The following is a 22,807-nucleotide window of genomic DNA, read 5'->3' on the forward strand; positions in this document are numbered from 1 at the left end:
ACATCAAAGGCTGGCGGTGCATGCACTCGTCTCGCCGCCACGCAGAAAACCCAGCCGAAAAGTGATCCTTCCGCTTGGGCGTCGGTCCATGCAAGATGTCCTCTGAGCAAGGGGCTGATGGACAGGCGCGGGGCATGTCGAGCGAAAGGCTGCAGCGGGTCGGTCCGTTCGTATCGCTGGCAGAGGTTCTCGGCCGGTATGGCGTTGCGCTGGATATTGCCGCGGAGGGAACAGGCGTCGACCCGGCCCTGCTGGTCGATCAGAACGCCATCATCCCGTTCAGGGCTGCCTGCCGGCTGATCCAGCGCGCGGCGCTGCTCAGCGGCTGCCGCGACATCGGCCTCCAGATCGGCATGCTGCATGATTTCCGTTCGCTCGGCGTCGTCGGCCAGTTGATGCAGCATGCGCCGACCCTCGGCGACGCGATCCTCGATTTTGTGCGCAACCAGCACCGCAATTCCCGCGGGGCGGTGGTCTATCTGATGCAGCTCGGCGATGCCTTCAATCTCGGATATGGCATCTATGAGCGGCACGAACCCGGCGCCGACCAGATCTATGATGTGGCGATCGCGATCGCGGTCAACACCATTCGCCGGCTGGCCGGACCGCGCGCCGGACCGGTCGAAGTTCTGCTGTGCCACCGCGGCGTGGCGCCGCGCGCGCATTACGAAGCGGTTCTGGGCTGTCCGGTGCGGCTCAACCAACCGCATGCCACGGTCGTGGTGTCGAGCGAGGCGATGCGCCTTCCCATCCCCGGTGCGAACGCTGTGATGAGGCAGCAGCTCGCTGCCATCGTCGAAGCGGCGCTATCGTTGGGCAAGCTTGATTTCGCCGCACATGTCCGCCACGTCCTGAAGCCCGGCATCCTGCTCGGCGACGCGTCGGCCGAACGGATCGCGCGCCAGATCGGCGTCCACATTCGCACGCTCAATCGCCGCCTGCACGACGAGGGCACCAACTTCCGTGCCATCGAGCAGGACGTCCGCTATGCGACAGCCTGCGAATTGCTGAGCCTCACCGACCTCGACATCTCAGACATTTCGGCCGCCCTCTCCTATGGAACGCCGAGCGCCTTCGACCGGGCCTTCCGCCGCTGGGCCTCGCTTTCACCGACGGCATGGCGGCAGCAAGACGCGGCCCGATGGACGGCGGAGACAACTTGACCGGCGCAGGACGCTGGCGACGGCGCGTCTGCACGATCGCCGACGCTCATCGGCCAAGGCGCGACGGCTGATATCCACCGATCGGCCACCGCCGTTCGAAATTGACTTGCCGGCTGGCGAGAGGGGGGATCATCTCTCCGCATTGACGCTCGGAGGATTCGAGATGATGAAGCATGCATTCCTGGTCGCAGCGCTGTTGCCGCTGGCAGCCTGCGCCTCCACCACGCCGCCGCCCGCCCAGACAGCCGCGACAGCACCAACCCTCGCTGCCGACAGCCCCTACCAGAAGATGAGTTGCGCCGAACTGAGCAGCGCCGAGCGAAATGCCGCTTCGGACATCGCCTGGGCGCGGCGGCAGCAGCAGGAGACCTTCTCCGGCGACAGCACCAGCAATGTGACCTTCAACATGCCGATCGGCGGCGGTGGCTCAGGCGTCACTACGGGTCGCAACTCCGGCCCGACCGTCACCCGCGCCAAGCGCGAGCAGGCGGCGCTCCGCGACGCCATGGCGGCCAAGGGCTGCAGCTAGCCGCGAATGGCGGCTGTGTAGTCTGCGAGAACCTGCTCGACCGCGAAGGAGACATGTCCTTCCGCCGTCAGCGGGCCAGCACCTGCCGCGCGCGGCAGGAATTGCGACACCAGCGTCTCCGGAATGGTCCGTCCATCGAGCGTCGCCATGAGCCGTGCCACGGCGGCTTCGGCCTGCGGATCCGGCCAGTAGTAACGGATGCGGTCGCTGTAGCTGTAGTGGCGCAGCAGATGCTGCTCCTCCGCCGTGCCCGGATAGTGGCTCTGCCAGTTCTTCGGCTCGGCCAGCATCAGCGCTTCCATCGCCTCGGCGAGCGGCCTTCCGCGATAGGCCGGGTCAAGCTCGGCAGCGATGAGGTCGAGCCCGTAGAGTGCCTCGCGAAGCGCGAAGGTCAGGCCCGGGCCGACCTTCAGGATCGAGAACCCATCGCCGACCAGCGCAGCGAGGCGGTCGACCGGCTGATAGTCCGTCGAGTGGGCCTCGAAGATGAAATCCGTCTCGCTGTCCAGCACGGCAACGAGCGCGCGTGCACGCTCCGGCTGATAGCGGACGACGCTCTCATGGCCGAATTCGACGCCCGGCTGCACGACGATGCCGATGGCGCGGGCGAAAGCCGCTTCGAGCCCGGCCTTCGCGAAGACGGCGCGATGAATGGCGATCGTCTTTTTTGCCGCTGCCGCGCTGGTCGGCTCAAGATGATCAAGCGCATGGGTCGCGCCGCCCGGCGTCGGAACCTCGGTCCCGATGACATAGACAGGCGGCGGCAGGCCGGCATCATGCGCCGCCCGTTCGGCAGCAGCAGCGAGCCGCGCCGCGCGATGCGCTGTCACTTCGTCGTCGAGCGCCTCCGGCTCGCCGAGGCAGCCCATGGAGGCATCGAGATGGATCTTCGAGAAGCCTGCCGCGACGAAGGCGGCGACCATCGCCTCAGCCTTGGCCAGCGCCTCGTCCGCGGCGAGTTTTCGCCACGGATTAGGGCCAAGGTGATCGCCGCCGAAGATGATCCGACCGGCGTCAAAACCCTCCTCCACCGCGATGGCGAGCACGAAACGGCGGAAATCGGCCGGCGTCATGCCGGTATAGCCGCCATCCTGATTGACCTGGTTGCAGGTCGCCTCGATCAGCACAGGCTCGGTCCCGGTCTTGCCATGACGGAAGGTCGCGCGGATGACGGCTGGATGCGCCGAGCACACCGACGTGATTCCCATGCGGCGGCCGGCGCGGCGCGCCTTCGGCATATCGAGGAAGAAATCGGACATCAAAGGCTCCTGACGGTCGCACCGGCAATGAAGGCGTCGAGCTCGGCGAAGGTCGAGGTGCCCTCCATGGGGCCCTTGATCGTCACCGTCCGCGCGCCGGCCGCATTGGCATAGCGGAGCGATTCCTCGATGCCGAGGCCAAATCTCCGGCAGACGAGGAAGGTGGCGCCGAAGCTGTCGCCGGCCCCGGTCGGATCGACCTCCTCGACGACGAAGCCGGGCATGTCGGTCCGGCCGTTGCTGTCGAAATGACTGGCTCCTGCCGCGCCGCGCTTCAGAACGATCTCGCGGACACCGGCCTGCAGGAGCGCGGCGATGGCAGCATTTTCCTCGCCGGCTCCCGCGAACATCATCAGTTCCTCGCCGGAGGGCAGGAAAAGATCGGTCGCCGCGAGGACGCGGTCGAGAGCGGCCCGGCCGGAGGGATCGCGCAGCATTTCCGGACGAATATTCGGATCGAAGGACACCGTGCCGCCCTTTGCCTTCAAGGCAGGAATGGCGGCGGATACCATGCCGTGCACGGCCGGCATCGGTAGGCCCGACCCCATGACATGGAGATGCGCCGCGGCGTGGAGCACGACCTCGGCCTCCGGGGTCGCCGCGATCCGGCCGGCCGCGCTGTCGCGCATATTGTAGACGAAGGCGCGGCTGCCATCGGTGCGATAGCGGACGAATGCGCTGCCGGTCGCCGCGCCCGGCAGGACAGCCACGGCCGAAACGTCGACGCCGTCGCGCCGCAGCCGTTCGAGGTTGAGCGTGCCGAAATCATCGTCGCCAACCGCCGAGACGATCGCCGCGGCCGCGCCGAGCTTGCCGACCTGGTCGATGAAGATCGCCGGGGCGCCGCTGGCGAAGGGCCCGATCAGCGGCTGCGGCTCCAGAAAGCCCTCGCCGAGGGTGGTGGCCATGATCTCCACCAAGATCTCGCCGATCGTGACGATCGTGCCGTCCATGGTCGTCCTGCCTTTCCTGGGGCGAGCGCCCCGTCAGGAGCGGAACAGCGTGATCGGCTGTTCGCTCGCATAGATCGCGCGCTCGTCGATCGAGAACATGCGCTGGTGCATGATGAGGGCGCCGCCGAGCGCCGGGCCTTCCAGCCCGAGCGAGGATATCTCGACCTTCGGCATCGGAAAGCCCTCAAGAAACTCGCGCCGCATCGCTGCCTCGACCTCGGCTGCGACGGGGCGAAACACCGGCGCGACCGTCCCGCCGAGAATGATCACGCCGGGATTGAGCACGCTGGTCAGCTGGACGAGGCCGATGGCAAGGCGGCGGCCCCATTCCGACGCGGTGCGCAGCGCAGCTTCCTCGCCGGCATCGAGCGCGGCGAGGAAGCTGTCGAACCCGTCGGCCGGATCAGCGCCGTTGGCGCGGTAGCGGGCAACGAGGGCGTCCTTGCCGATATAGCTTTCAAGATGGCCCGGCTTGTGACGGCCGACGAAGAACCCCTCGCCGCCGACGACGATCTGCCCGAACTCGCCAGCAAGCCCGGCCGAGCCGCGAAACAACCGTCCGCCGATGACCACACCGCCGCCAGCTCCGTTCTCGATCAGCAGGAACGCCACCGTCTCGGAGCGGTGCACCGTATCGCGATAAGTCTCGGCGATGGCGAAGGCATTGGCGTCGTTCTCGATCTGGATCGGCAGATTGAGGCCCGGCATCTGCCCGGCAAGCCGTTTGGCGATCATTTCCTTCAGCGGCACATGGCGCCAACCGATCATCAGCGCATTGATCACATGGCCATCGGGATCAAGCAGTGCGGGCAGCGTCACGCAGAGGCCGCGGACACGATCCGCCTCGCCAAGCGCCTCGATCATCCTGCCGATCATTTCGGTGAGACGGTCGGAGACCTCATCGGGGCTCATCTCGAAGGTCGGATAGCGGATCGACTCGTGGCGGAGTTCGCGCGCCGCCATATCGATGGCGACGACGGTCAGGCGATCGACGCCGATCTCGGCGCCCAGAAAGCGCGCCCCCGAAGGATCGAGGCCGATATGGATGCCGGGCCGGCCGGTGCGGGCCGGACTCTCATCGCGCGGCATGTCGGGCCGCTCGATGACGAGAGCGTCGGCCATCAGATTGGCGATGATGTTGCCAGTGGTCGAGCGATTGAGGCCGAGCACGCGTGCAAGATCGGCCCGGCTCATGCCGCCATTGCGGAATAAGGCGTTGAGGGCCCGGATTTCATTGAGATAGCGGACGGATTGGGGCGTTGCCACGTGGCTCTGGGCTCGGCTTCGATCGGAATGGGGGATCCAGCCCGGCGGCCGGGTCGCTCCTGAGCGTATCGCTTCTGATTACTGCGTCTTGCGCATGGCGAGAAGCGTTTCGCAGAGCCTTGTCACCAGCGCGAAGGGCCCGCGCCATGGGGACATTCAGGGCGTGCGATTGGTCAGGGCCTTGCGTGCAGCCTCACCCTGCTTCGCCTCGATAAACGCCTTGGCGAGGCGGGCGACCTCGACATTGTCAGTCCAGGTGTTGCGCCAGATCGCGCAGGTGACGGAGAGGTCTTCGTCGACCACTTCGGACGAGAAGCTCTCGAAGGTGATCCAGTCGTCATAGTCGATCGCCTGCAGCGCATCGAAGGCGTCGGTGAAGTTGATGACGCCCGAACCGAGGAAGCCGCGATTGCTTTCGCCGATGTGGAAGTAGCCGAGCTTGTCTCCGGCAAGCCGGATGGCTGCCGCCGGGTCCGCTTCCTCGATGTTCATGTGGAACGTATCGAGATGCAGGAAGATGTTGTTCGAGCCGGACTGCTCGATAAAAGCGAGGCCCTGCGCCGTTGTATTGAGCAGGTTGGTCTCGAAGCGATTGACGATTTCGAGATTGAGCGACACGCCGGAGGCCTTGGCGCGGTCCGCGACACGCGCCAGCGCGGCGACCGAATTGTCCCAGCCCTTCTTGCTCGGCAAGCTGCGATATTTGGTGTGAGCCGAGAAGATGATGCCGCCGAGCTTCTCGCCGCCAAGATCGCGGGTGATCGAAACGGCCTCGTCGAGGATCGCCTCGCCGCGTTTGACGATCGCGGCATCTTCGCTCGAAACGTCGCCATCGACGGGCAGGCCCATGGTCACGACGACCTTGAGGCCGTAATCGGCGAGGCGCTTGGCAAGCCAGGAGACGTCGAACTTCTTGGGGTCGAGACGCGGGAACTCGATCAGCCCGTAGCCGAGCCGATGCGTCTTCTCCATGGCGCCTTCGAGGGCTTCCTGCGTGCTGCCACCCGTCCAGACGAACGAGTGAATCCCGAGCTTGGTCATGAGCGTTTCCGAGACGTTATTGTTGTGCGGCGATTGGCTCTCGCCTATTTGTTGTGAGTAGCAGCAAACTATCTTGCCTTCAAGGGGATGATCCCGCTAGGGTCGCGCCGAGGACAAAAGATGGCCGCGCGAAGACGGACCGTCGGGATTGCCGCGCTTCGGGCGCGGCGCGGGGAGGAAGACATGACTGAGAAGACCGGCGCCACCGGGAGCGCCCTGCTGCCCTTCGACCTGCACGGCAAGGTCGCGATCATCACGGGCGCGGCGGGCGGTATCGGCGGCGCGCTGTGCCAACGCTTTGCCGAAGCCGGCGCGCGCATTGCGTTGCTCGATCGCAACCCCGCAGTGCTCGCGGCGGCCGAGGCGCTCGGGCCCGAGCATCGCGGCTTCATCGGCGACGTCACCGACGAGGCGGCAATCATCGCGCAGGTCGAGGCCGTCGCAGCAGCCCTTGGCCAGATCGACATTCTCGTCAACAATGCGGGCATCGGCACGCTGCATCCGGCGGAGGAGAAGCCGACGGCCGATTTCGACCTGACCATTGCCGTAAACCTCCGCGCGCCATTCCTCTATGCGCGGGAGGCGGCGCGCCACATGCTGGCGCGCGGCTATGGCCGCGTGGTGACCATCGCCTCGCAAGCTGCGGTGATCGGCATTGAAGGCCATGTCGCCTACAGCGCCTCGAAGGCCGGCCTCATCGGCATGACGAACTGCATGGCGCTCGAATGGGGGCCGCGCGGCGTTACCGCCAATTGCATTTCGCCGACGGTCGTCGAGACGGAAATGGCAAGGATAGGCTGGGCCGGCGAGAAGGGCGTGCGCGCCCGGGCCGAAATTCCGACGCGCCGCTTCGCGCAGCCGGACGAGATCGCTCTGGCGGCCCTTTATCTCGCTTCCGACGCGGCGGCGATGGTCAATGGCGCCAATCTGATGGTCGATGGCGGCTACACGATCCGCTGAGCGGGAAGGAACAATCAGGATGACCCAATCCCTTTCGGGCAAGGTGATGATCGTAACGGGCGCGAGCTCCGGCATCGGCCGCGCCGTCGCCCGCCGTTTCGCGAGCGAAGGCGTCAAGCTGGTGCTGGTCGCCCGCTCGGCCGAGAAGCTTGATGCGCTCGCCAAGGAACTCGGTGCCTCGGCGATTGCCGTCCCGGCCGATCTTACGGTGCCGGCCGATATCGCCCGCATGGCCGAAACGGCACGCAGCCATTTCGGCCCGATCGACATCCTCTTCGCGAATGCTGGCAGCTATGTTTCCGGCGACGTCGCCGAGGGCGATCCCGATCTCTGGGACCAGATCATCGGCGTCAATGTCAACGGCGTCTTCCGCGCCGTGCATGCCGTCCTGCCCGAAATGATCGCGCGCCGATCGGGCGATATCATCGTCACCTCATCGGTCTCGGGCCATCAGGCGATCCAGTGGGAGCCGGTCTATTCGGCCACCAAGCATGCCGTCCAATCCTTCGTGCATGGCGTGCGCCGCCAGATCGCGCCGCATAATGTCCGGATCGGCGCGCTGGCTCCGGGCATGGTGCTCAACGAGCTCTGGGGTATCGACGATCCGGCCGAAATCGCCCGCCGCGCGGCCGGCCATGAGGGCCTCCTCTCCGAGGACGTCGCCGAGGCGCTGCTCTTCATGCTGACGCGCCCGGCCCATGTCACGATCCGCGATCTGGTGATGCTGCCACAGAACCAGGACATCTGAGAGCGGGCAGCCGCTTACTTGACCAGCGCCTCGGCGTAGCGCCATCTTGCGGCAAGGAGGCGCTGCCAATGCGGGGCCGTTCCCTGTGCGCGTGCCTTGAGGACCTTTCATGCCCGATTTCGCGGTCGTTCGTGCCGAGTGGCAGTCGCTGAGGCCCGAAATCGAAGCGCTGTTCGCCGCGCTGTGGCAAGTCCCGGAAATGCCGGGCCTCGAACATAAGAGTGCCGCGCTGCTGGCCGCATTCTTGGAACGGCATGGCTTCAGCCTAACGCGCGGCAGCGGGGGCGTGCCGACAGCCTTCGTCGCCCGCAAGGGCAGCGGCGACGGCCCGCGCATCGGCATCCTCGCCGAATATGACGCGCTCGCCGGGCTCGACAACGCGGCGGTGCCCTATCGCAGCGGCAGCGGCCGCAAGCCCGGCCATGGCTGCGGCCACAATCATATCGGCCCGGCGAACACGGGTGCCGGCATCGCGGCGGCGCTCGCGGCGGCGCGGCTGGAGCTTCCCGGCGAGATTGTCGTCATCGGCTGCCCGGCAGAGGAAATCTGCTGGGGCAAGATCGCCTTGCAGCAGGCGGGTATCTTCGACGACCTCGACATCATCCTGACCTCGCATGGCGACTACCAGAACGGTGCTCTGTCGCGGCCCTGCCACGCCTTTGTCTCGTCTGAATTCATCTTCCGCGGCGACAGCGCCCATGCCGGGATGGGTACGGTCCGCGACGCGCTGAAGACGGCCGAGGAAGCGATGGCAGCCTTCAACGTAGTTCTCGCCGAGCGCTTTCCCGGCACCAGCGAGAAGCACATCTTCCGATCCGCCGGCGTCATGCCAGGCGTGATGCCGGAGGAGGTGCGGCTGTGGACATCGCTGCATCACAGCGATCTCGGCCCGATGATGCAGGCCTATGACGCCTTGAAGGCAACCTTCGCCGAGGTCGCGGGGCGGGCGGGCGTCGGGCTCGAGGAGAAATTCATCTCCGCCTGTCGCGGCTACCTGCCGAACCATGCCGCTGGCCGCGTGCTCGACGAATGCCTCCGCGCGATCGGCCCGCCGCGCTGGAGCGAGGCCGACATCGCCTGGATGCAGGCACTTTCGGCCGCTGCAAGTCCCGGCAAGCCGTTCGAACTCGATCGCGAAATCGCATTCTTCGACGAGGGGACCGACTATTATGGCCAGGACGACGGCGATGCGAGCTGGATCGTGCCGCTGGCGCGTCTCAACTGGGCCTATCCGACCACCGTCCCGATCCACCACTGGGCCTGGACGGCGCTTTCCGGACATGCCTCCAGCAGTCCCGGCCCGCTGATGGCCTCGGAGGCGATCGCACTGGCCGCCGTGACCTTCCTGTCGCGGCCCGACCTCGTCGAAGCCGCACAGGCGGAACTGCGCGAGCGGGTCGGCGACGAGATCATCACCGTGATCCCGCCCGGCATCAACGAGATCATGGCGTCGGACCCGACCGCCTTCTGGGAGGCGCGCTGGTAGCTAGCGGCCGATCGTCTCGCGCATGAAGCTGCCGGCCTTCGCCAGCGAGGCGCGGCCCGCTTCGAGGCGAGTGTTCCATAGCGGCCAGGCATGAATCATGTGCGGCCAGATCTCGAGGGTAACAGCGACATCGGCCGCGCCGGCCGCCGCGGCAAGGCGGGTTGCATCGGCCAGCAATGTCTCGTCCGAGCCGACCTGGATCAGGAGCGGCGGCAATCCCGCGAGGCTGGCAAATAGCGGTGAAGCGCGCGGGTCGCTTGGCTCGATGCCCTCGGGCAGATAGGCGTCGCGCAATTCGGCGAGATAGCCGCGATGGATCAGCGGATCGACCGCGTCCTTCGAAGCCAGCGTCTCGCCGGATAATGTCAGGTCGGTCCAGGGCGAGATCAGCCAGCCACAGGCCGGCATGGCGCCGCCAGCATCGCGAAGACGGCAAAGCAGCGCCAACGTGATGCCGCCGCCGGCGCTATCGCCGCCGGGAACGATGTGCTCAGCCGAGATCCCCGCCTGCAGAAGGAATTGCCACGCGGCGAAGGCGTCGTCGAGCGCGGCTGGAAAAGGGTGCTCCGGCGCCAGACGATAACCGACCGCCAGCGTCCGCATGCCGGCGGCGCGGCCGGCTTCGGTCACCAACGCGCGATGACTGAGGATCGAGCCTGAGCAATAGCCGCCGCCGTGAAAGAAAAGCAGCACCCGGTCCGGATCGCTTCCCGGCGCCATCGACCACTCGGCTTCGATGCCTCCGATCGAGACACCCTCCAGCGCGATGTCGCTCGCGACGGGAGTGGCGGCGCCGACCTCCTCAATTCGGTGCCGGCGTTCCCGCCAGCCGACCGGCCGGGGCTTGGCGCCAAGCATCGCCCTGATTGCGGCGATCTCGCCGTCTGCGCTGGTCTGCCTGCTCATCTGCCCCTCCCGGCCATAAAGCCTGCGCCGATCGAAACCTCGACCAGGCGCTGACGTGCCATGAGCTTTGCGACAAAACAGGGCGCCGTCCAGTCACCGCTCTATTGGCAGTCAGGAAGGGAACCGATAGCCCCTACCCGTCGATCATCTCGCGCACCTTGTTGCCAAGCGCTTCGACGGCGAACGGCTTGGTGATGACCTGCATGCCGGGACCGAGATGACCATTGCCGACGACGGCATTCTCGGCATATCCGGTGACGAACAGCACCTTGAGGTCGGGGCGCAGCAAACGTCCGGCGTCGGCCATCTGACGGCCGTTCATGCCGCCGGGCAGTCCGACATCGGTGACGAGCAGGTCGATCCGCGCCGCCGACTGCATGATCTTGAGACCCGCCGGTCCATCGGCCGCCTCAAGGACGGCGTAGCCAGCGTCGCGCAGCACGTCGACGACCAGCATGCGCACGATCGCCTCGTCATCGACGATCAGCACGGTCTCGCCATAAGCGCTGAACTCATGCGCCCGCGCGGCAGTGTCGGAGACGCATTCGTCGGCCTCCCCGATATGGCGCGGCAGATAGAGCGTCATGGTCGTGCCTTGACCGATTTCAGAGTAGATGCGCACCGTCCCGCCAGACTGGCGCACAAAGCCGTAAACCATCGACAGTCCAAGCCCGGTGCCCTCGCCAAGCGGCTTGGTGGTGAAGAAGGGATCGAAGGCCCGGGCGATGACGTCCGGCGTCATGCCGGTGCCGGTATCGCTCACCGACAGCGAGACATATTGGCCTGGCGGCAGGTCGCGGTCGCGCGCGGCCCGGTCATCCAGCCACTTGTTGGCTGTCTCGACCGTGAGCCGGCCGCCATTCGGCATTGCATCGCGCGCGTTGATGCAGAGATTGAGCAGCGCATTCTCAAGCTGGTTGGGATCAACGAGGGTCAGCCAGATGCCGCCCGCGCCGACGACTTCCATGTCCACCGATGGACCCATCGTCCGGCGGATCAGCTCGTCGAGATCGGCGACGAGGCGGTTGATGTTGGTAGGCTTCGGATCGAGCGTCTGGCGGCGCGAGAAGGCTAGAAGCCGCTGCGTCAACGCTGCCGCGCGCTTTGACGACGACTGCGCGGCATCAAGATAGCGCTGGACCGAATCGAACCGCCCCTGCCCGATCCGCTTCTCCAGCAGTTGCAGGCTGCCGCTGATGCCGGCGAGCAGATTGTTGAAATCATGCGCGATGCCGCCCGTGAGCTGGCCCACCGCCTCCATCTTCTGGCTCTGGCGCAGCGCCTCCTCCGCAGCCATCAGTTCGCCGGTGCGCAGGCTGACCTGCTGTTCCAGCGTCTGGTTGAGCTCGGCGAGCGCCTCGGCATTCGCCTTCTGCTCGTGGATCTCCGTATTGGTGCCGATCCAGCGCGACAGCGTCCCGTCGCCGCCGATCAGAGGAACGGCACGCGCGATGAACCAGCGATAGTCGCCGTCGACGCTCCGCAGCCGAAATTCGGTCTCATAGACCGACCCGCTCGCGAGGGCGGCCGACCACCGCCGGCCAGCTTCCATGAGATCATCGGGATGAACGATGTTGGTCCAGGCAGTCCCGTCGAGCGCGCCTGGCGCCGCGCCGCTGTATTCGTAGGTACGGCTGTTGAACCAGTCGAGCATGCCGTCGCCGCGGGCCGTCCAGACATGGTTCGGCATCGCCTCGGCCAGAGTGCGGAACTGAGCTTCGCTCTCGCGGAGCGCCGCTACCGCGTCATGCGCCATCGTCACGTCGATGCCCTCGACAAAGATGCCGCTGACGACGCCGTCATTGTCCCTGATCGGCTGATAGACGAAATCGAGAAAGCGCGGCTCCGGCGAACTGCCCGGCTCCCGGATCAGAGAGATCGGCACCGACTGGCCGACGAAGGGCTCGCCCGTGATATAGACCCGGTCGAGCAGGTCGACGAAGCCCTGTCCCACCACCTCCGGAAGCGCAGTCGCCACCTCCTGGCCGATGACCTCACGGTGGCCGATCATCTGCCGATAACGCGGGTTGACGAGCTCGAACCGATGGCGGGGCCCCCGCAGAATGGCCATGAAGCTCGGCGACTGCTCGAAGAGCTGGCGGAGACGGCCGATTTCCGCCGCCTCGCGATCACGCGTCTCGATCGTCGCCAGCGCGCCGGCGATCTGGGCAGCCAGCAGCTGCGCGAAAGCAATCGTGCCGGCGTCGAGGCGGCGGTAGGGGTTTTGGCCAAGAATCAGCGCCGCGACCGGCGTCGCGCGCCCGGCGATGCTGACAGGGATCACCAACGCCTCGCGCGGCGGCACGTCCCAAGGACCGATAGGAGGTGCCTCGACCAGCCCCGAGAGCGGCACCTCGAGCCATTCGCGCCCGGCCGCGAGATCGTCGAGGGGCCAGTGTACCGCGGCGAGCGAACCCTCCGCTCCCGAAGTCAGCGCCTCCCCGTCATGCAGTGCCTGCAGCACGACGAAGGGAAAATCGCGGTCGCAGCGTGCCAGTGCGCGCTCTGCTGCGCTCAGAACAGCCTCCCGCGTCTGGCACGACAAAAGGGTTGACGACAGATGGTGCAGCGCCTCGATGCGGCGCTCGCTGATGATCCGCTCGGTCTCCTCGGTCACGACGCACATCAACCCCTCGACAACACCGCTATCGCCGAAGAGCGGGCTGTAGGAGAAGGTGTGATAGGTCTCCTCGGCATAGCCGCTGCGTTCCAGCAGCAGCAGCAGGGCCTTGTCCCATGTCGCGACGCCAGCTTGCATCACCGAGATGATGCGATCCTCGACGGCGTCATAGACCTCGCGCCAGACATCCTTCATCGGCCGACCAAGCGCCTTCGGATGCTTGACGCCGAGCGTCGGGATATAGGCATCGTTGTAGAAGAAGCAGAGGTCCGGTCCCCAGCCGAGCCACATCTCGAAACGCGATGTCAGCATCATGCGGAGGGGGATTTTGAGCCCATCCGGCCAATGCTCTGGCGGACCGAGCTTTGTCGACGACCAGTCATGCGCCCGCATGATGGAGCTCATCGCGCTCTCGCCGGGGAAGACCGTAGGCTGGGGGAAGGATGTCACGCCGGCACCTGGCAGAAGCAAGGCGGCCAATAGGCCGCGGCGACATGTCGGCGATCCATCAACGACTCCCTCGACACGACCTTACTCACATCGCGCCCTCGATCACCCAGCCTGCAGCGCTGGCAGCCGGACGATCCCCATCCGGCACACAACGCCCGAGACGCGGATCGGCTCCGTTGCCTGGCCTGCGAAAGGAGAGGCCAGCGGCTGGTGCTGTCCTGCGACCGCCGCTCGGACGGAGGCGGTCAATCACGAGCGGCAAGCTGAATCCGCTGCGCCGCATCGAGCCGCACAACGATCTCGTCATAGTGCTCGATGAGCGGGTGCGGGGTCGCCATCGGCTCCAGATGCGTTGCAGCGATCACTGCCACGGCGGCGCCCGAGGCCTCGCCTGCAGCGATGCCAGCCGGAGCGTCCTCAAATACCGCGCAGTCGGCCGCCGTCACGCCGAGGCGGCTTGCCGCAAGATGATAACAATCGGGCAGCGGCTTGCCGCGCGCGACATCCTCCGCTGCAACGAGCACCTCAGGCAAAGGCAGCCCCGCAGCGGCGAGACGGCGGCGGGCCAGAGCATGCGGCGCCGACGTGACAATCGCCCAGCGATTGGCTGGCAGCGCTGCTAGAAAGGCGGGCGCACCCGGGATCGGCTTGATGCCGCCCATGTCGTCCATCTCGGCTTCGGTGAGTTCGGCGGCCTCCTTTTCAGGATCGACACCTGGAAGGCCCAGCCTGCGGATCGTATCGACCGCGCGAACGCCGTGTATGGTCGGCAGGAACGCCTCGACGTCAAGGCCATGCCGGGCGGCCCAGCGGCTCCAGATCCGTTCGGCGGCTTCGATCGAGGATAGCAGCGTCCCGTCCATGTCGAACAGCAGCGCGGCGAAGCTCCGTCCCTCGAAAAGTGCCCTGTCGGCCATCGGGTTTCCCTTGCGCCGAAATTGGCGCCGCTTCGATATCCTATCGCGCGCGCCCGCCGTCAACGCCGAGGGTGCTGAACTTCGGTCTGGCGAGGTGCGGCTCAGGCGACAGTATCGAGCGCGAACTGGAACAGCGACTTGATGTGGTCGGCCATCGCCTTGCGCGCGCCTGCCGCGTCGCGCTGCTCGATCTTGTCGAGGATGACTTCATGCTGGCGCGTGTCCGGCTCAAGCCGTTCGGCAAGGCGCTCGACCTCGAACAGCTTCGTCGTGACGCGTAGGGATTTGACGATATTGCCGACGACCTGATTGCCACAGAAATCGGCGACGATGTCATGCACCTCCCTGTCGGAGGCCCAATGCTCCTCCTGGTCGTAGCGTTCGCTGACCTTGAGGCGTCCGAGCGTCGCCTTGGCCGCCGCGATCCGTTCGGCCGGCGCGAGCTCGACGCACATGCCAGCAGCGGCCGATTCCATGATTTCGCGCGCCTTCAGGCTTTGCAGATATTCCTTGAGGTCGACCTTGCGGACGACGAAGGACTTGGTGTTCGACTTGACGAGCAGGCCTTCGAGCTCGAGCCGCTGCAGGGCCTGGCGGACCGGCGTGCGCGAGATGCCGAGATAGGCGGCGAGGTTCTGCTCGACCACCACCTCGCCAGCGCGCAGTTCCTTCTTCTCGATGAGACGCGCGATCTCGGTATAGGCAAGGGCCGAAAGGTTCTTGGGCGGCTGCCGCGTCGCGAAGGCGACGGGCTCGGCGACAGACGGCCGATCGCCCGCCTTCTGGTCCGGCTCCGCATGGCCTGCTGTGTTTCTGCGCATCACGATACGCTCCGTCGCCAATGGTTCATGCCTAGTCGATCCCCGGTATAATGTCCACGGCGTATACAATCGGAATCCGGCCGGTTCACATAGCCACCCGAACGCCGGCGCTTCGGGCATCGATGGGGCCGAATCCAGTCCCGGCACGCCGTGTCCCCAGCCCGGACCATAGCGCTCGAGGAACGACCAAGGCATCAGGCCAGCGACGGCATTGCGCGCTTGCAGGCGGCACTTGCCTACCACCCATCGCCGCATGGCCAGCCGCTTGCAAGTGGCTCCAGGCTATCGCCTGCGCACTCGAAAAACGCAGCCGCACCGGCCGAGAAAGGCGTTGACAGCCCCCTGTCGCATGCTAGCATCGAATACACACGGTATACTGAACGAATTCCGGAGGTCGTCAATGCGTTCGTGCGCAAGGTTTGTTCCCGTCTTCGTTGCAGCCTTGGCAGGCGTTCCGGCGATGGCGCTGGCGGCGCCGTCCGGCACGCTGGTGATCGCCGAGAACGAGACGCCGGAGAACCTCGATCCGGCCAACGCGACCAATTCAACGGTCGATGAGCTGCTGATCGGCGCCTATGACACGCTGGTGCAGTTCGCGGCGGGCGAAACCGCGGTATCGCCGAAGCTCGCCAAGAGCTGGACGATCTCCGAGGACGGACTCACCTACACATTCACGCTCCGCGACGATGTCGTCTTCCATGACGGCACCAAGCTGACCGCGGCCGACGTCAAGTTCACGCTCGACCGGCTGAAGGCCGCGAAGGCCAATGTGCTCAACGATATCGGGCCGTTCAGCGCTGCTGAGGTCGTCGACGATCACACGGTCAAGCTGACGCTGACGAAGCCGTTCGGGCCGTTCCTGTCTGCGCTGTCGCGGATCTACGTCGTCAACAAGGCGCTGGTTGAGCCGCATATGGCCGAAGACAATGCGCGCCAGTGGCTCGCGGTCAACGAGGCTGGTTCCGGCCCCTATATGATCGCCTCGTACAATCCGACCGAGTCGGTTTCGCTCAAGGCGTTCGACAAATATTGGGGCGGCTGGGACGGCAATCACGTCGCCGAGGTGGTCTTCCGCTACATCACCGAGCCCTCGACACAGCTTTCGCTCCTGAAGAGCGGCGAAGTGCAGATCGCCCCCGACATCACCGTCGAGGACAAGCTCGCGATGATGAAAGAGCCGGGCTATGTCGTTGATGTCGGCCAGGCAGCGACACCGCTTTATTTCGATTTCAATACCGCAAGCAAGGGCCTTACCGGCAACCCGAAATTCCGTGAGATGCTGGCCAAGACCTTCGATCGCCAGTTGCACCTCGATCAGGTGTTGATGGGTCTCGGCACGCTGCCCGATGGTCCGCTTCCCACCAGCTGGCCAGGGCATGAGACCGGCACCGAGCTGGCCTTTGATCTTCCGGGCGCCAAGAAGATGGTCGACGACAATGGCTGGGCCGGCACAACGCTGACGGTTCGCTACCTGCCGGCGATCCAGGAAGAGAAGAGCGCCGTCGAGCAGCTTCAGTCGAACCTCGCCGAGATCGGCATCACGCTGAAGGCCGAGGGCATGACCTGGCCGGCGCAGGCCGCGACCGTCCAGAAGGTCGACACCACGGCCGACATCAACATGATCTATTCCTTCCCGCCCTTCCCCGATCCGCACGCCATCCTGAACGCCTCGTTCAACAGCGCGCTTGCCGGCTTCAATGGCGGCTACAACTGGGCGCAGTATTCGAACAAGGATGTCGACGCGCTGCTCAACGAGGCCGCCAGCTCGGCCGACCCGGCGAAGCGGGCCGAACTTTACAAGAAGGCACAAGTCCTCATCGGCAAGGACTTCCCGGTCATCACAGTCTCCTATCCGGGCTCAGTGGTCACGCTCAGCGACAAGGTGGAGGGCTACAAGTACAATGCCGCCCATCACCAGACCTTCAACTACATGGATATCGGTCTGAAATAGGCCGGATCCGGTTCGGGACGACGCAGAGGTCAGGATATGCGCTATGTCGCCCAGCGGATCCTGTTCTCGATCCTGTCGCTCTGCGTCCTTCTCTTCATCACCTTCCTGCTTAGCCATGTGGTGTCTGGAGACCCGGCGATCGTTGCCGCCGGCCCGAATGCCGGCGCCGACAAGATCGCGGCCGTCCGGCAGGAGATGGGCCTCGACCGGCCGCTCCTCGTCCAGTTCTGGATCTATTGCAGCAATATCATGCATGGCGATCTCGGCACGTCGTGGTTCACGCGCCAGCCGATCGCGAGCGACATCATCCGTGAATTGCCGCCCTCGCTCGAACTTGTCTTCGTGGCCATGCTGATCAACCTCGCGATCTCGCTGCCGCTCGGCCTCCTCACGGCGCGCTACGCGGGCAGCCGGTTCGATGACATCGTGCGACTCCTGGTGATGGCGGGCGCAGGCCTGCCGATCTTCTGGCTGGCGATCATCCTGCAGCAGATCGTTGCCGGCCAGTGGCGCCTGCTGCCGACCGCCGGGCGGCTCGGCTTCCAGAACCGCGACTTCACCGGCGCAACCGGCTTCACCCTGTTCGACAGCCTGATGCAGGGCCGCTTCGATGTGTTCGCCGACGCGCTCGCCCATCTCGTATTGCCGGCCTTCGCGCTGACACTGCTTTTCACGGCAGTCGGCGTTCGCATCACCCGCACCTCGATGATCGGCGAATTTCGCAAGGACTACGTCGTTCTGGCGCGCGCCAAAGGCGCCAGCGAAGGCCGCATCATGGTGCGGCACGTGTTCGCCAATGGCGCGACGCCCGCGCTCACGGTGTTCGGCATGCAGTTCGGCTGGATGCTCGGCGCGACGGTACTGGTCGAGGAGATTTTCGGCCGCCCCGGTATCGGCCGGTATGCCGTGAAGGCCGTGACGCAGTCCGACATCCATGCCGTGGTCGCGGTCGTCTTCGTTGTCGGTCTCGTCTTCCTGTTCTCGAACCTGATCGTCGACATCGCGCTTTATCTCCTCAGCCCGCGCAAGCATGCGGGGGCCTGAGCGTGATCAAGCGATGGTGGTCCTTTCCGAAGACGAATGTCGAGCGCACGGCGATCGTGCTCGGCTGCCTCATCCTGTTGCTTGCGCTTGTCGGCGCCTTCCTCGTGCCGTTCGATCCGATGAAGATCGATTTCCGCGCCAAGCTGCAGGCGCCGTCACTCGTACATTGGCTTGGCACCGATGGCTCCGGCCGCGACGTGCTGAGCCGGCTTCTTTATGGCGCTCAGCTTACTCTTGCCTCGACCTTCGCCGTCATCATCGTGGTGGTGACCATCGGCTGCACCATCGGCATCGCCTCTGCCTTCATCGGCGGGGCCGTCGACAACATGCTGATGCGCCTCGCCGATATCTGGCTCGGCTTCCCGCCGCTCATCCTCGCGCTCGGCTTCGCCTCGGCGCTGGGCGCCAGCCTCGAGGCTGCGATCTGGGCGCTGATCTTCTCATGGTGGCCGAACTATGCGCGGCTCTCGCGCATGGTGACGTCCGATATCCTCTCGCAGAAATTCATCGCCAGCGCCGACGCGCTGGGCGTGCCGACCCATCGCAAGGTGCTGCACTACGTCATCCCCAATGCGATGGACGTGATGCTCATCCAGATCGCGCTCGATATCTCGGCCGTGATGCTGGCGATCTCCGGCCTCTCCTTCATCGGCGTCGGCGCGCAGATCCCGGCGCCCGAATGGGGCGCGATGATCGCCGACGGGCGATCCTATGTCTCGAATGGCTGGTGGATCGTGCTCGCTCCAGGCCTCGCGATCTTCATCACCGCCGTCAGCTTCAACGTGATCGGCGACATGCTGAGGCGTGAGCTCGACCCAACCTCGCGGCGGCGCTAGGTCCATGGCCAGCCTCGCCCCAACCAACGCAGACGATCGGCCGCTGCTCGAAATCCGGGACGTATCCGTCGCGCTCCGCAACGGCAACCGAACCATGGTGGCCGGTGTCTCGCTCTCGGTGCGGCCGCGTGAAGTGTTCGGTATCGTTGGCGAGTCGGGCTCCGGCAAGACGCTGCTGACGCGCACGCTGCTTGGCCTGCAGGACGATGCCTATGTCGCCGGTGGCAGCGTCCGCTTCAACGGCCAGAGCCTGCCGATCGACGGCTATGGAACCCAGGCGCGCAAGCTGCTCGGCCACAGCATCGGCTTCGTGCCGCAGGATCCGTTCGCCTCGCTCAATCCCTCGATGAGGATCGGCAAGCAGATCACCGAGGCAATCTATCTGGCCAAGGGCTGGCCGATGGGTGCCGAGCGAACACGCGACGCCGCGATCAGCCTGATGGCGGAGGTCGGCATTCCCGAGCCCGCGCTCGCCTTCAACCAGTTTCCCGACCAGTTTTCGGGCGGTATGCGCCAGCGCATGGTCTTCGCCATCGCCCTTGCGCAGGATCCGAAGCTTCTTGTCGCCGACGAGCCGACGACCGCGCTCGACGCGATCACACAGCGACGCGTCATCGAACTGATCCTCGATCGGAGCCGCAAGCACGATCTCGCGGTCATCCTGATCAGCCACAACCTGGAACTGCTGCGCCAGAGCGTGGGCCGGATCGCTGTGCTCTACGGCGGACAATTGCTCAACATCGTCGCGTCCTCCGACATCGGACATCGGATGGTTCATCCCTATACGGAGGCGTTGTTCGACTGCATTCCGACGCGCGAGAAGACCCTTGCGGATATCCGCTCGATCCCGGGGGAACCCGTCGGCGCCGGCTTCGGCCTGCGTGGCTGTGCCTTCGCCTCGCGCTGCCCCTATGTCGTGACCGCCTGCACCACCGCTGACTTGCCGCGCAATAGCGCCATGGCGCCCAGCTTCAGCGCCTGCATTCTCGGCCGGGGAGCGTCCTGAGATGGCCGGTGTCGATATCCCGATGGTGGAGCTGCGCGGCGTCGCAAAGAGCTTCGCGCGCCGCCTGTTCGTGCAGAACCGCAGCTTTGCGCTCCGCGACATCAACATCGCCATCGGCCGCGGCGAGGTGGTCGGCATTCTCGGCGAATCCGGCAGCGGCAAGTCGACCGTCGCCAACATCATCACCTGCCTCACCGGCTATGACGGCGGCACCTATCGCTTCAAGGGCCGCGATATCGCCGCCTACACGCGCAAGGAACGCTTCGCCTTCAAATCCGACGTGCAGATCGTGTTTCAGGATCCTTATGGCAGCCTCAATCCGCGTGCGACCGTGCGGGGCAGCGTCATGGAAAGCCTGCTGCTACACCGGCGTGATCTTGGACGCGCGCAGCGGATCGAACGAGCCAATGCCCTTCTCGAAGAGGTCGGGCTCTCAGCGGATGCCGGCGAACGCTATCCGCACGAATTCTCCGGCGGCCAGCGCCAGCGCATCGCCATCGCGCGCGCCATCGCCGTCGAACCGGAACTGCTTGTCCTCGACGAGCCGCTCTCCTCGCTCGACGTCTCGATCCAGGCGCAGATCCTCGAACTCTTCGTCCGCATGATCCGGGAACGCGGCCTCACCATCGTGTTCATTTCGCATGACGTGAATGTCGTGCGGCTTCTTTGCGACCGCGTCTATGTCATGAACCAGGGCGCGGTCGTCGAGGAGGGCTTCGCGCGCGATGTCCTCAGCCATCCGCAAAACGAATACACGGCACGGCTGCTCGATGCCGTCTACTGATCCGAGGCAGGAATGAGTCGCTACAAGCTGGCCATCGATATCGGCGGCACGTTCATCGACGTTGTCGTCTTCGACCTCAAGAACACGCTGCTCACTGCGTTCAAGCTGCCGACGACACCGCATGATCCTGCCGAAGGCGTGGTCGCCGCCGTCGGACGGCTCGGCTTTCCGCCGGCTGACATCTCGGATTTCGTCCATGGCACGACACTCGGCCTGAACGCGATCCTGGAGCGCAAAGGCGCGCAGGTCGGCATCATTACCAATGCCGGGTTCCGCGACATCTTTGAGATCGGGCGCGGCGCGGTCGATTTCGCGCATATGTACCAGTTCGATTTCGAGCCGCCGCCGCAGATCGTCGAGCGCCGCCATATCATAGGCGTCGGCGGCCGGATGAATTTCGAGGGCATGGAGGTCGCGCCGCTGGACGGTGAAGCCGTCGTCGCGGCTGCCAAGGCCCTGCATGAGGAAGCGGGCTGCGCGGCGATCGCCGTGAGCTTCCTGCATGCCTATGCCAATACCGCGCATGAACGTGACGCCATCGCGCTGATCCGCGAAGCCTATCCGGCGCTCGAAGTTTCGGCTGGAGCGCTGCTCGCCAATGAATACCGCGAATATGAGCGAACCAGCACGGCCGTGCTCGACGCCTATATCAAGCCGGTCCTGAAAAACTATCTTGGCCGCGTCTCTTCGGGCATGGAACGGCAGGGCTTTGCCGGGCAGAAATTCGTCATGAACTCCTCCGGCGGCGCGCTCACCTTCGATCTCGCCGAGGCCGAGCCGATCGCAACCGTCTTCTCGGGGCCGGCAGGCGGCGTTTCCGGCGCGCTCCATGTCGCGCGCGAAACCGGGCGGCGCAATGTCCTCTCCGTCGATGTCGGCGGGACCAGCCTCGATGCGTGCCTCATCGTCGATGGCGAACCGATGGATGTGTTTGAGGCGCGGATCGAGAACTTCCCCATCCTGCAGCCGATCTTCGACCTGAGGACGCTCGGCGCGGGCGGCGGCTCGATCGCCTGGATCGACAATGCGCTTCTGCGGGTTGGGCCTGAGAGCGCCGGCGCCGTGCCCGGCCCCGCCTGCTACGGCCGCGGCGGCACGCGCGCCACCGTCACCGACGCGGCCGTCGTGCTCGGCTATATCGACACCGGCAATTTCATGGGCGGCTCCATGAATGTCGCGCATGAGCTGGCGGTGACGGCGCTTCGGGAGACAATCTGCGAACCGCTCGGCATCCCACTCGAGGAGGCGGCGCGCTCGGTGTTCGACGTTCTGATCTCGCGCACCGCGTCGTCGATCAAGGAGATGATGCTGGAGCGGGGGCTCGATCCCGGCGAATTCTCGATGCTTGGCTTCGGCGGTTGCGGCCCCCTGCTGGGACCGATGCTGCAGAACGAACTCGAAATGCCGGAGCTGGTGATCCCGCCGCTGCCCTCGGTTTTCTCGGCCTGGGGCATGCTGGCGAGCGACCTCTCCTTCAGCGACAGCGTCTCGGTGCTGGAGGCCATCGACGAGGGCACGATGGCGCGGCTCGACGCAACGGCCGATGCGCTGGCCAAACGCAGCACGGCGGCGCTGACCGAAAAGGTTGGGCGGCCTGTCGAACCGGCGGTCAGCTTCCTCGCGCGCGTGCGCTTCATCGGGCAGGAGCACACGCTGAGCATTCCCTATGAACGTGGCGACGTGGCAGCCGACTTCCTGGCGCGCTTCTCGCGCACGCATCAGGACCGCTTCGGCCATACATTCGGCAGCGAGGCCGAGATCGTCTCGCTGATGGTCAAGCTGATCGTGGTCACCGAGAAACCGGATCTTTCGACCCGCATCGCGCAGAACACCCAACTCGCCCCGACCGCGCCGCATCGCCTCTTCGACCAGGCGGCCGGCGCGATGGTCGATTGCGAGAAGATCAGCCGCAACGCGCTGGAGCCGCTCCGGCCCTATCCGGGCCCGCTGCTCGTCATCGACGAAGGCTCCTCGCTGGCGGTCCATGGCAACCAGACGCTCAGCGTCGACGAATACGGGATGATCTCGGTTCGCCGCCGCGATGCCGCTTCAGCGTTGGAGGCATGA

19 protein-coding genes are annotated in these 22,807 nt (G+C 65.6%); 11 read left to right on the forward strand and 8 right to left on the reverse strand.

Annotation, left to right across the window (positions count from 1 at the left end; translation table 11 throughout):
- The first annotated feature begins 134 nt into the window (after window positions 1-134).
- Window positions 135-1,163: an AraC family transcriptional regulator gene (locus tag LB518_RS10775; protein ID WP_224577215.1), complete on the forward strand. Its 1,029-nt coding sequence runs from the start codon at window positions 135-137 to the stop codon at window positions 1,161-1,163.
- Window positions 1,164-1,326: 163 nt separating this feature from the next.
- Window positions 1,327-1,692 carry a hypothetical protein gene (locus tag LB518_RS10780; RefSeq protein WP_224577217.1) on the forward strand — a complete coding sequence of 122 codons (366 nt, stop codon included), beginning with the start codon at window positions 1,327-1,329 and terminating at the stop codon, window positions 1,690-1,692.
- Here the strand turns inward: LB518_RS10780 and LB518_RS10785 are convergent.
- From LB518_RS10785 to LB518_RS10800, 4 genes are all read right to left on the reverse strand, one after another.
- The gene (locus LB518_RS10785; RefSeq protein WP_224577229.1) at window positions 1,689-2,951 is read right to left on the reverse strand and encodes a D-tagatose-bisphosphate aldolase, class II, non-catalytic subunit; all 1,263 of its coding nucleotides are present in this window, start codon (window positions 2,949-2,951) and stop codon (window positions 1,689-1,691) included. The two genes, LB518_RS10780 and LB518_RS10785, sit on opposite strands and share 4 nt — an antisense overlap.
- Complete coding sequence (locus LB518_RS10790; protein WP_224577231.1) at window positions 2,951-3,904, reverse strand: tagatose kinase; 954 nt, start codon at window positions 3,902-3,904, stop codon at window positions 2,951-2,953. Before LB518_RS10790 ends, LB518_RS10785 begins: the two co-directional genes overlap by 1 nt.
- 33 nt (window positions 3,905-3,937) lie before the next feature.
- Window positions 3,938-5,170, reverse strand: coding sequence for an ROK family transcriptional regulator (locus tag LB518_RS10795; protein ID WP_224577240.1), 1,233 nt, complete (start codon window positions 5,168-5,170; stop codon window positions 3,938-3,940).
- 156 nt (window positions 5,171-5,326) lie between these two features.
- Window positions 5,327-6,211, reverse strand: a complete 885-nt coding sequence (locus LB518_RS10800; RefSeq protein ID WP_224577242.1) for a sugar phosphate isomerase/epimerase family protein — start codon at window positions 6,209-6,211, stop codon at window positions 5,327-5,329.
- 183 nt (window positions 6,212-6,394) lie between these two features.
- Between LB518_RS10800 and LB518_RS10805 the strand changes: the two genes are divergently transcribed.
- The 3 genes from LB518_RS10805 (at window position 6,395) to LB518_RS10815 (ending at window position 9,405) form a co-directional block, all read left to right on the forward strand.
- Window positions 6,395-7,171, forward strand: coding sequence for a GolD/DthD family dehydrogenase (locus LB518_RS10805; RefSeq protein WP_224577244.1), 777 nt, complete (start codon window positions 6,395-6,397; stop codon window positions 7,169-7,171).
- Between the two features lie 19 nt (window positions 7,172-7,190).
- Entirely contained in the window at window positions 7,191-7,919 is a 729-nt protein-coding gene (locus LB518_RS10810) for an SDR family oxidoreductase (protein ID WP_224577247.1), read from the forward strand.
- A gap of 109 nt (window positions 7,920-8,028) precedes the next feature.
- Window positions 8,029-9,405: a zinc-binding metallopeptidase family protein gene (locus tag LB518_RS10815; RefSeq protein WP_224577249.1), complete on the forward strand. Its 1,377-nt coding sequence runs from the start codon at window positions 8,029-8,031 to the stop codon at window positions 9,403-9,405.
- Here LB518_RS10815 and LB518_RS10820 read toward each other — a convergent pair whose 3' ends face one another.
- The 4 genes from LB518_RS10820 to LB518_RS10835 all read right to left on the reverse strand — a co-directional run bounded on the left by LB518_RS10820 (window position 9,406) and on the right by LB518_RS10835 (window position 15,119).
- Entirely contained in the window at window positions 9,406-10,311 is a 906-nt protein-coding gene (locus LB518_RS10820; RefSeq protein WP_224577258.1) for an alpha/beta hydrolase, read from the reverse strand.
- Window positions 10,312-10,444: 133 nt separating this feature from the next.
- Window positions 10,445-13,336 (reverse strand): ATP-binding protein, encoded by a 2,892-nt coding sequence (locus LB518_RS10825; protein WP_224577269.1) that lies wholly within the window; start codon window positions 13,334-13,336, stop codon window positions 10,445-10,447.
- A gap of 290 nt (window positions 13,337-13,626) precedes the next feature.
- The gene (locus LB518_RS10830) at window positions 13,627-14,298 is read right to left on the reverse strand and encodes an HAD-IA family hydrolase (protein ID WP_224577270.1); all 672 of its coding nucleotides are present in this window, start codon (window positions 14,296-14,298) and stop codon (window positions 13,627-13,629) included.
- Window positions 14,299-14,399: 101 nt separating this feature from the next.
- Window positions 14,400-15,119, reverse strand: a complete 720-nt coding sequence (locus LB518_RS10835) for a GntR family transcriptional regulator (RefSeq protein WP_224577273.1) — start codon at window positions 15,117-15,119, stop codon at window positions 14,400-14,402.
- Between the two features lie 400 nt (window positions 15,120-15,519).
- Between LB518_RS10835 and LB518_RS10840 the strand changes: the two genes are divergently transcribed.
- Genes LB518_RS10840 through LB518_RS10865 form a run of 6 tightly spaced genes read left to right on the forward strand, consistent with a single transcriptional unit; the run spans window position 15,520 to window position 22,807 of the window.
- Entirely contained in the window at window positions 15,520-17,070 is a 1,551-nt protein-coding gene (locus LB518_RS10840; RefSeq protein ID WP_224577274.1) for an ABC transporter substrate-binding protein, read from the forward strand.
- 36 nt (window positions 17,071-17,106) lie between these two features.
- Window positions 17,107-18,114: an ABC transporter permease gene (locus LB518_RS10845; protein ID WP_224577276.1), complete on the forward strand. Its 1,008-nt coding sequence runs from the start codon at window positions 17,107-17,109 to the stop codon at window positions 18,112-18,114.
- 2 nt (window positions 18,115-18,116) lie between these two features.
- Window positions 18,117-18,950, forward strand: a complete 834-nt coding sequence (locus LB518_RS10850; protein WP_224577278.1) for an ABC transporter permease — start codon at window positions 18,117-18,119, stop codon at window positions 18,948-18,950.
- Window positions 18,951-18,954: 4 nt separating this feature from the next.
- Window positions 18,955-19,956: an ABC transporter ATP-binding protein gene (locus tag LB518_RS10855; RefSeq protein WP_224577280.1), complete on the forward strand. Its 1,002-nt coding sequence runs from the start codon at window positions 18,955-18,957 to the stop codon at window positions 19,954-19,956.
- A gap of 1 nt (window position 19,957) precedes the next feature.
- Window positions 19,958-20,740: an ABC transporter ATP-binding protein gene (locus LB518_RS10860; RefSeq protein ID WP_224577281.1), complete on the forward strand. Its 783-nt coding sequence runs from the start codon at window positions 19,958-19,960 to the stop codon at window positions 20,738-20,740.
- Between the two features lie 12 nt (window positions 20,741-20,752).
- Entirely contained in the window at window positions 20,753-22,807 is a 2,055-nt protein-coding gene (locus LB518_RS10865; RefSeq protein WP_224577283.1) for a hydantoinase/oxoprolinase family protein, read from the forward strand.

The sequence above is a fragment of the Mesorhizobium sp. BR1-1-16 genome, from assembly GCF_020165495.1.
Taxonomy (GTDB): domain Bacteria; phylum Pseudomonadota; class Alphaproteobacteria; order Rhizobiales; family Kaistiaceae; genus Kaistia.

Bases quoted from the DNA above. Each gene is read 5' to 3' on its own strand.
- LB518_RS10775 (WP_224577215.1), top strand. From the start codon at position 135: ATGTCGAGCGAAAGGCTGCAGCGGGTCGGTCCGTTCGTATCGCTGGCA.
- LB518_RS10780 (WP_224577217.1), top strand. From the start codon at position 1,327: ATGATGAAGCATGCATTCCTGGTCGCAGCGCTGTTGCCGCTGGCAGCC.
- LB518_RS10785 (WP_224577229.1), bottom strand. From the start codon at position 2,951: ATGTCCGATTTCTTCCTCGATATGCCGAAGGCGCGCCGCGCCGGCCGC.
- LB518_RS10790 (WP_224577231.1), bottom strand. From the start codon at position 3,904: ATGGACGGCACGATCGTCACGATCGGCGAGATCTTGGTGGAGATCATG.
- LB518_RS10800 (WP_224577242.1), bottom strand. From the start codon at position 6,211: ATGACCAAGCTCGGGATTCACTCGTTCGTCTGGACGGGTGGCAGCACG.
- LB518_RS10805 (WP_224577244.1), top strand. From the start codon at position 6,395: ATGACTGAGAAGACCGGCGCCACCGGGAGCGCCCTGCTGCCCTTCGAC.
- LB518_RS10810 (WP_224577247.1), top strand. From the start codon at position 7,191: ATGACCCAATCCCTTTCGGGCAAGGTGATGATCGTAACGGGCGCGAGC.
- LB518_RS10815 (WP_224577249.1), top strand. From the start codon at position 8,029: ATGCCCGATTTCGCGGTCGTTCGTGCCGAGTGGCAGTCGCTGAGGCCC.
- LB518_RS10820 (WP_224577258.1), bottom strand. From the start codon at position 10,311: ATGAGCAGGCAGACCAGCGCAGACGGCGAGATCGCCGCAATCAGGGCG.
- LB518_RS10825 (WP_224577269.1), bottom strand. From the start codon at position 13,336: ATGAGCTCCATCATGCGGGCGCATGACTGGTCGTCGACAAAGCTCGGT.
- LB518_RS10830 (WP_224577270.1), bottom strand. From the start codon at position 14,298: ATGGCCGACAGGGCACTTTTCGAGGGACGGAGCTTCGCCGCGCTGCTG.
- LB518_RS10835 (WP_224577273.1), bottom strand. From the start codon at position 15,119: ATGCGCAGAAACACAGCAGGCCATGCGGAGCCGGACCAGAAGGCGGGC.
- LB518_RS10840 (WP_224577274.1), top strand. From the start codon at position 15,520: ATGCGTTCGTGCGCAAGGTTTGTTCCCGTCTTCGTTGCAGCCTTGGCA.
- LB518_RS10845 (WP_224577276.1), top strand. From the start codon at position 17,107: ATGCGCTATGTCGCCCAGCGGATCCTGTTCTCGATCCTGTCGCTCTGC.
- LB518_RS10855 (WP_224577280.1), top strand. From the start codon at position 18,955: ATGGCCAGCCTCGCCCCAACCAACGCAGACGATCGGCCGCTGCTCGAA.
- LB518_RS10860 (WP_224577281.1), top strand. From the start codon at position 19,958: ATGGCCGGTGTCGATATCCCGATGGTGGAGCTGCGCGGCGTCGCAAAG.
- LB518_RS10865 (WP_224577283.1), top strand. From the start codon at position 20,753: ATGAGTCGCTACAAGCTGGCCATCGATATCGGCGGCACGTTCATCGAC.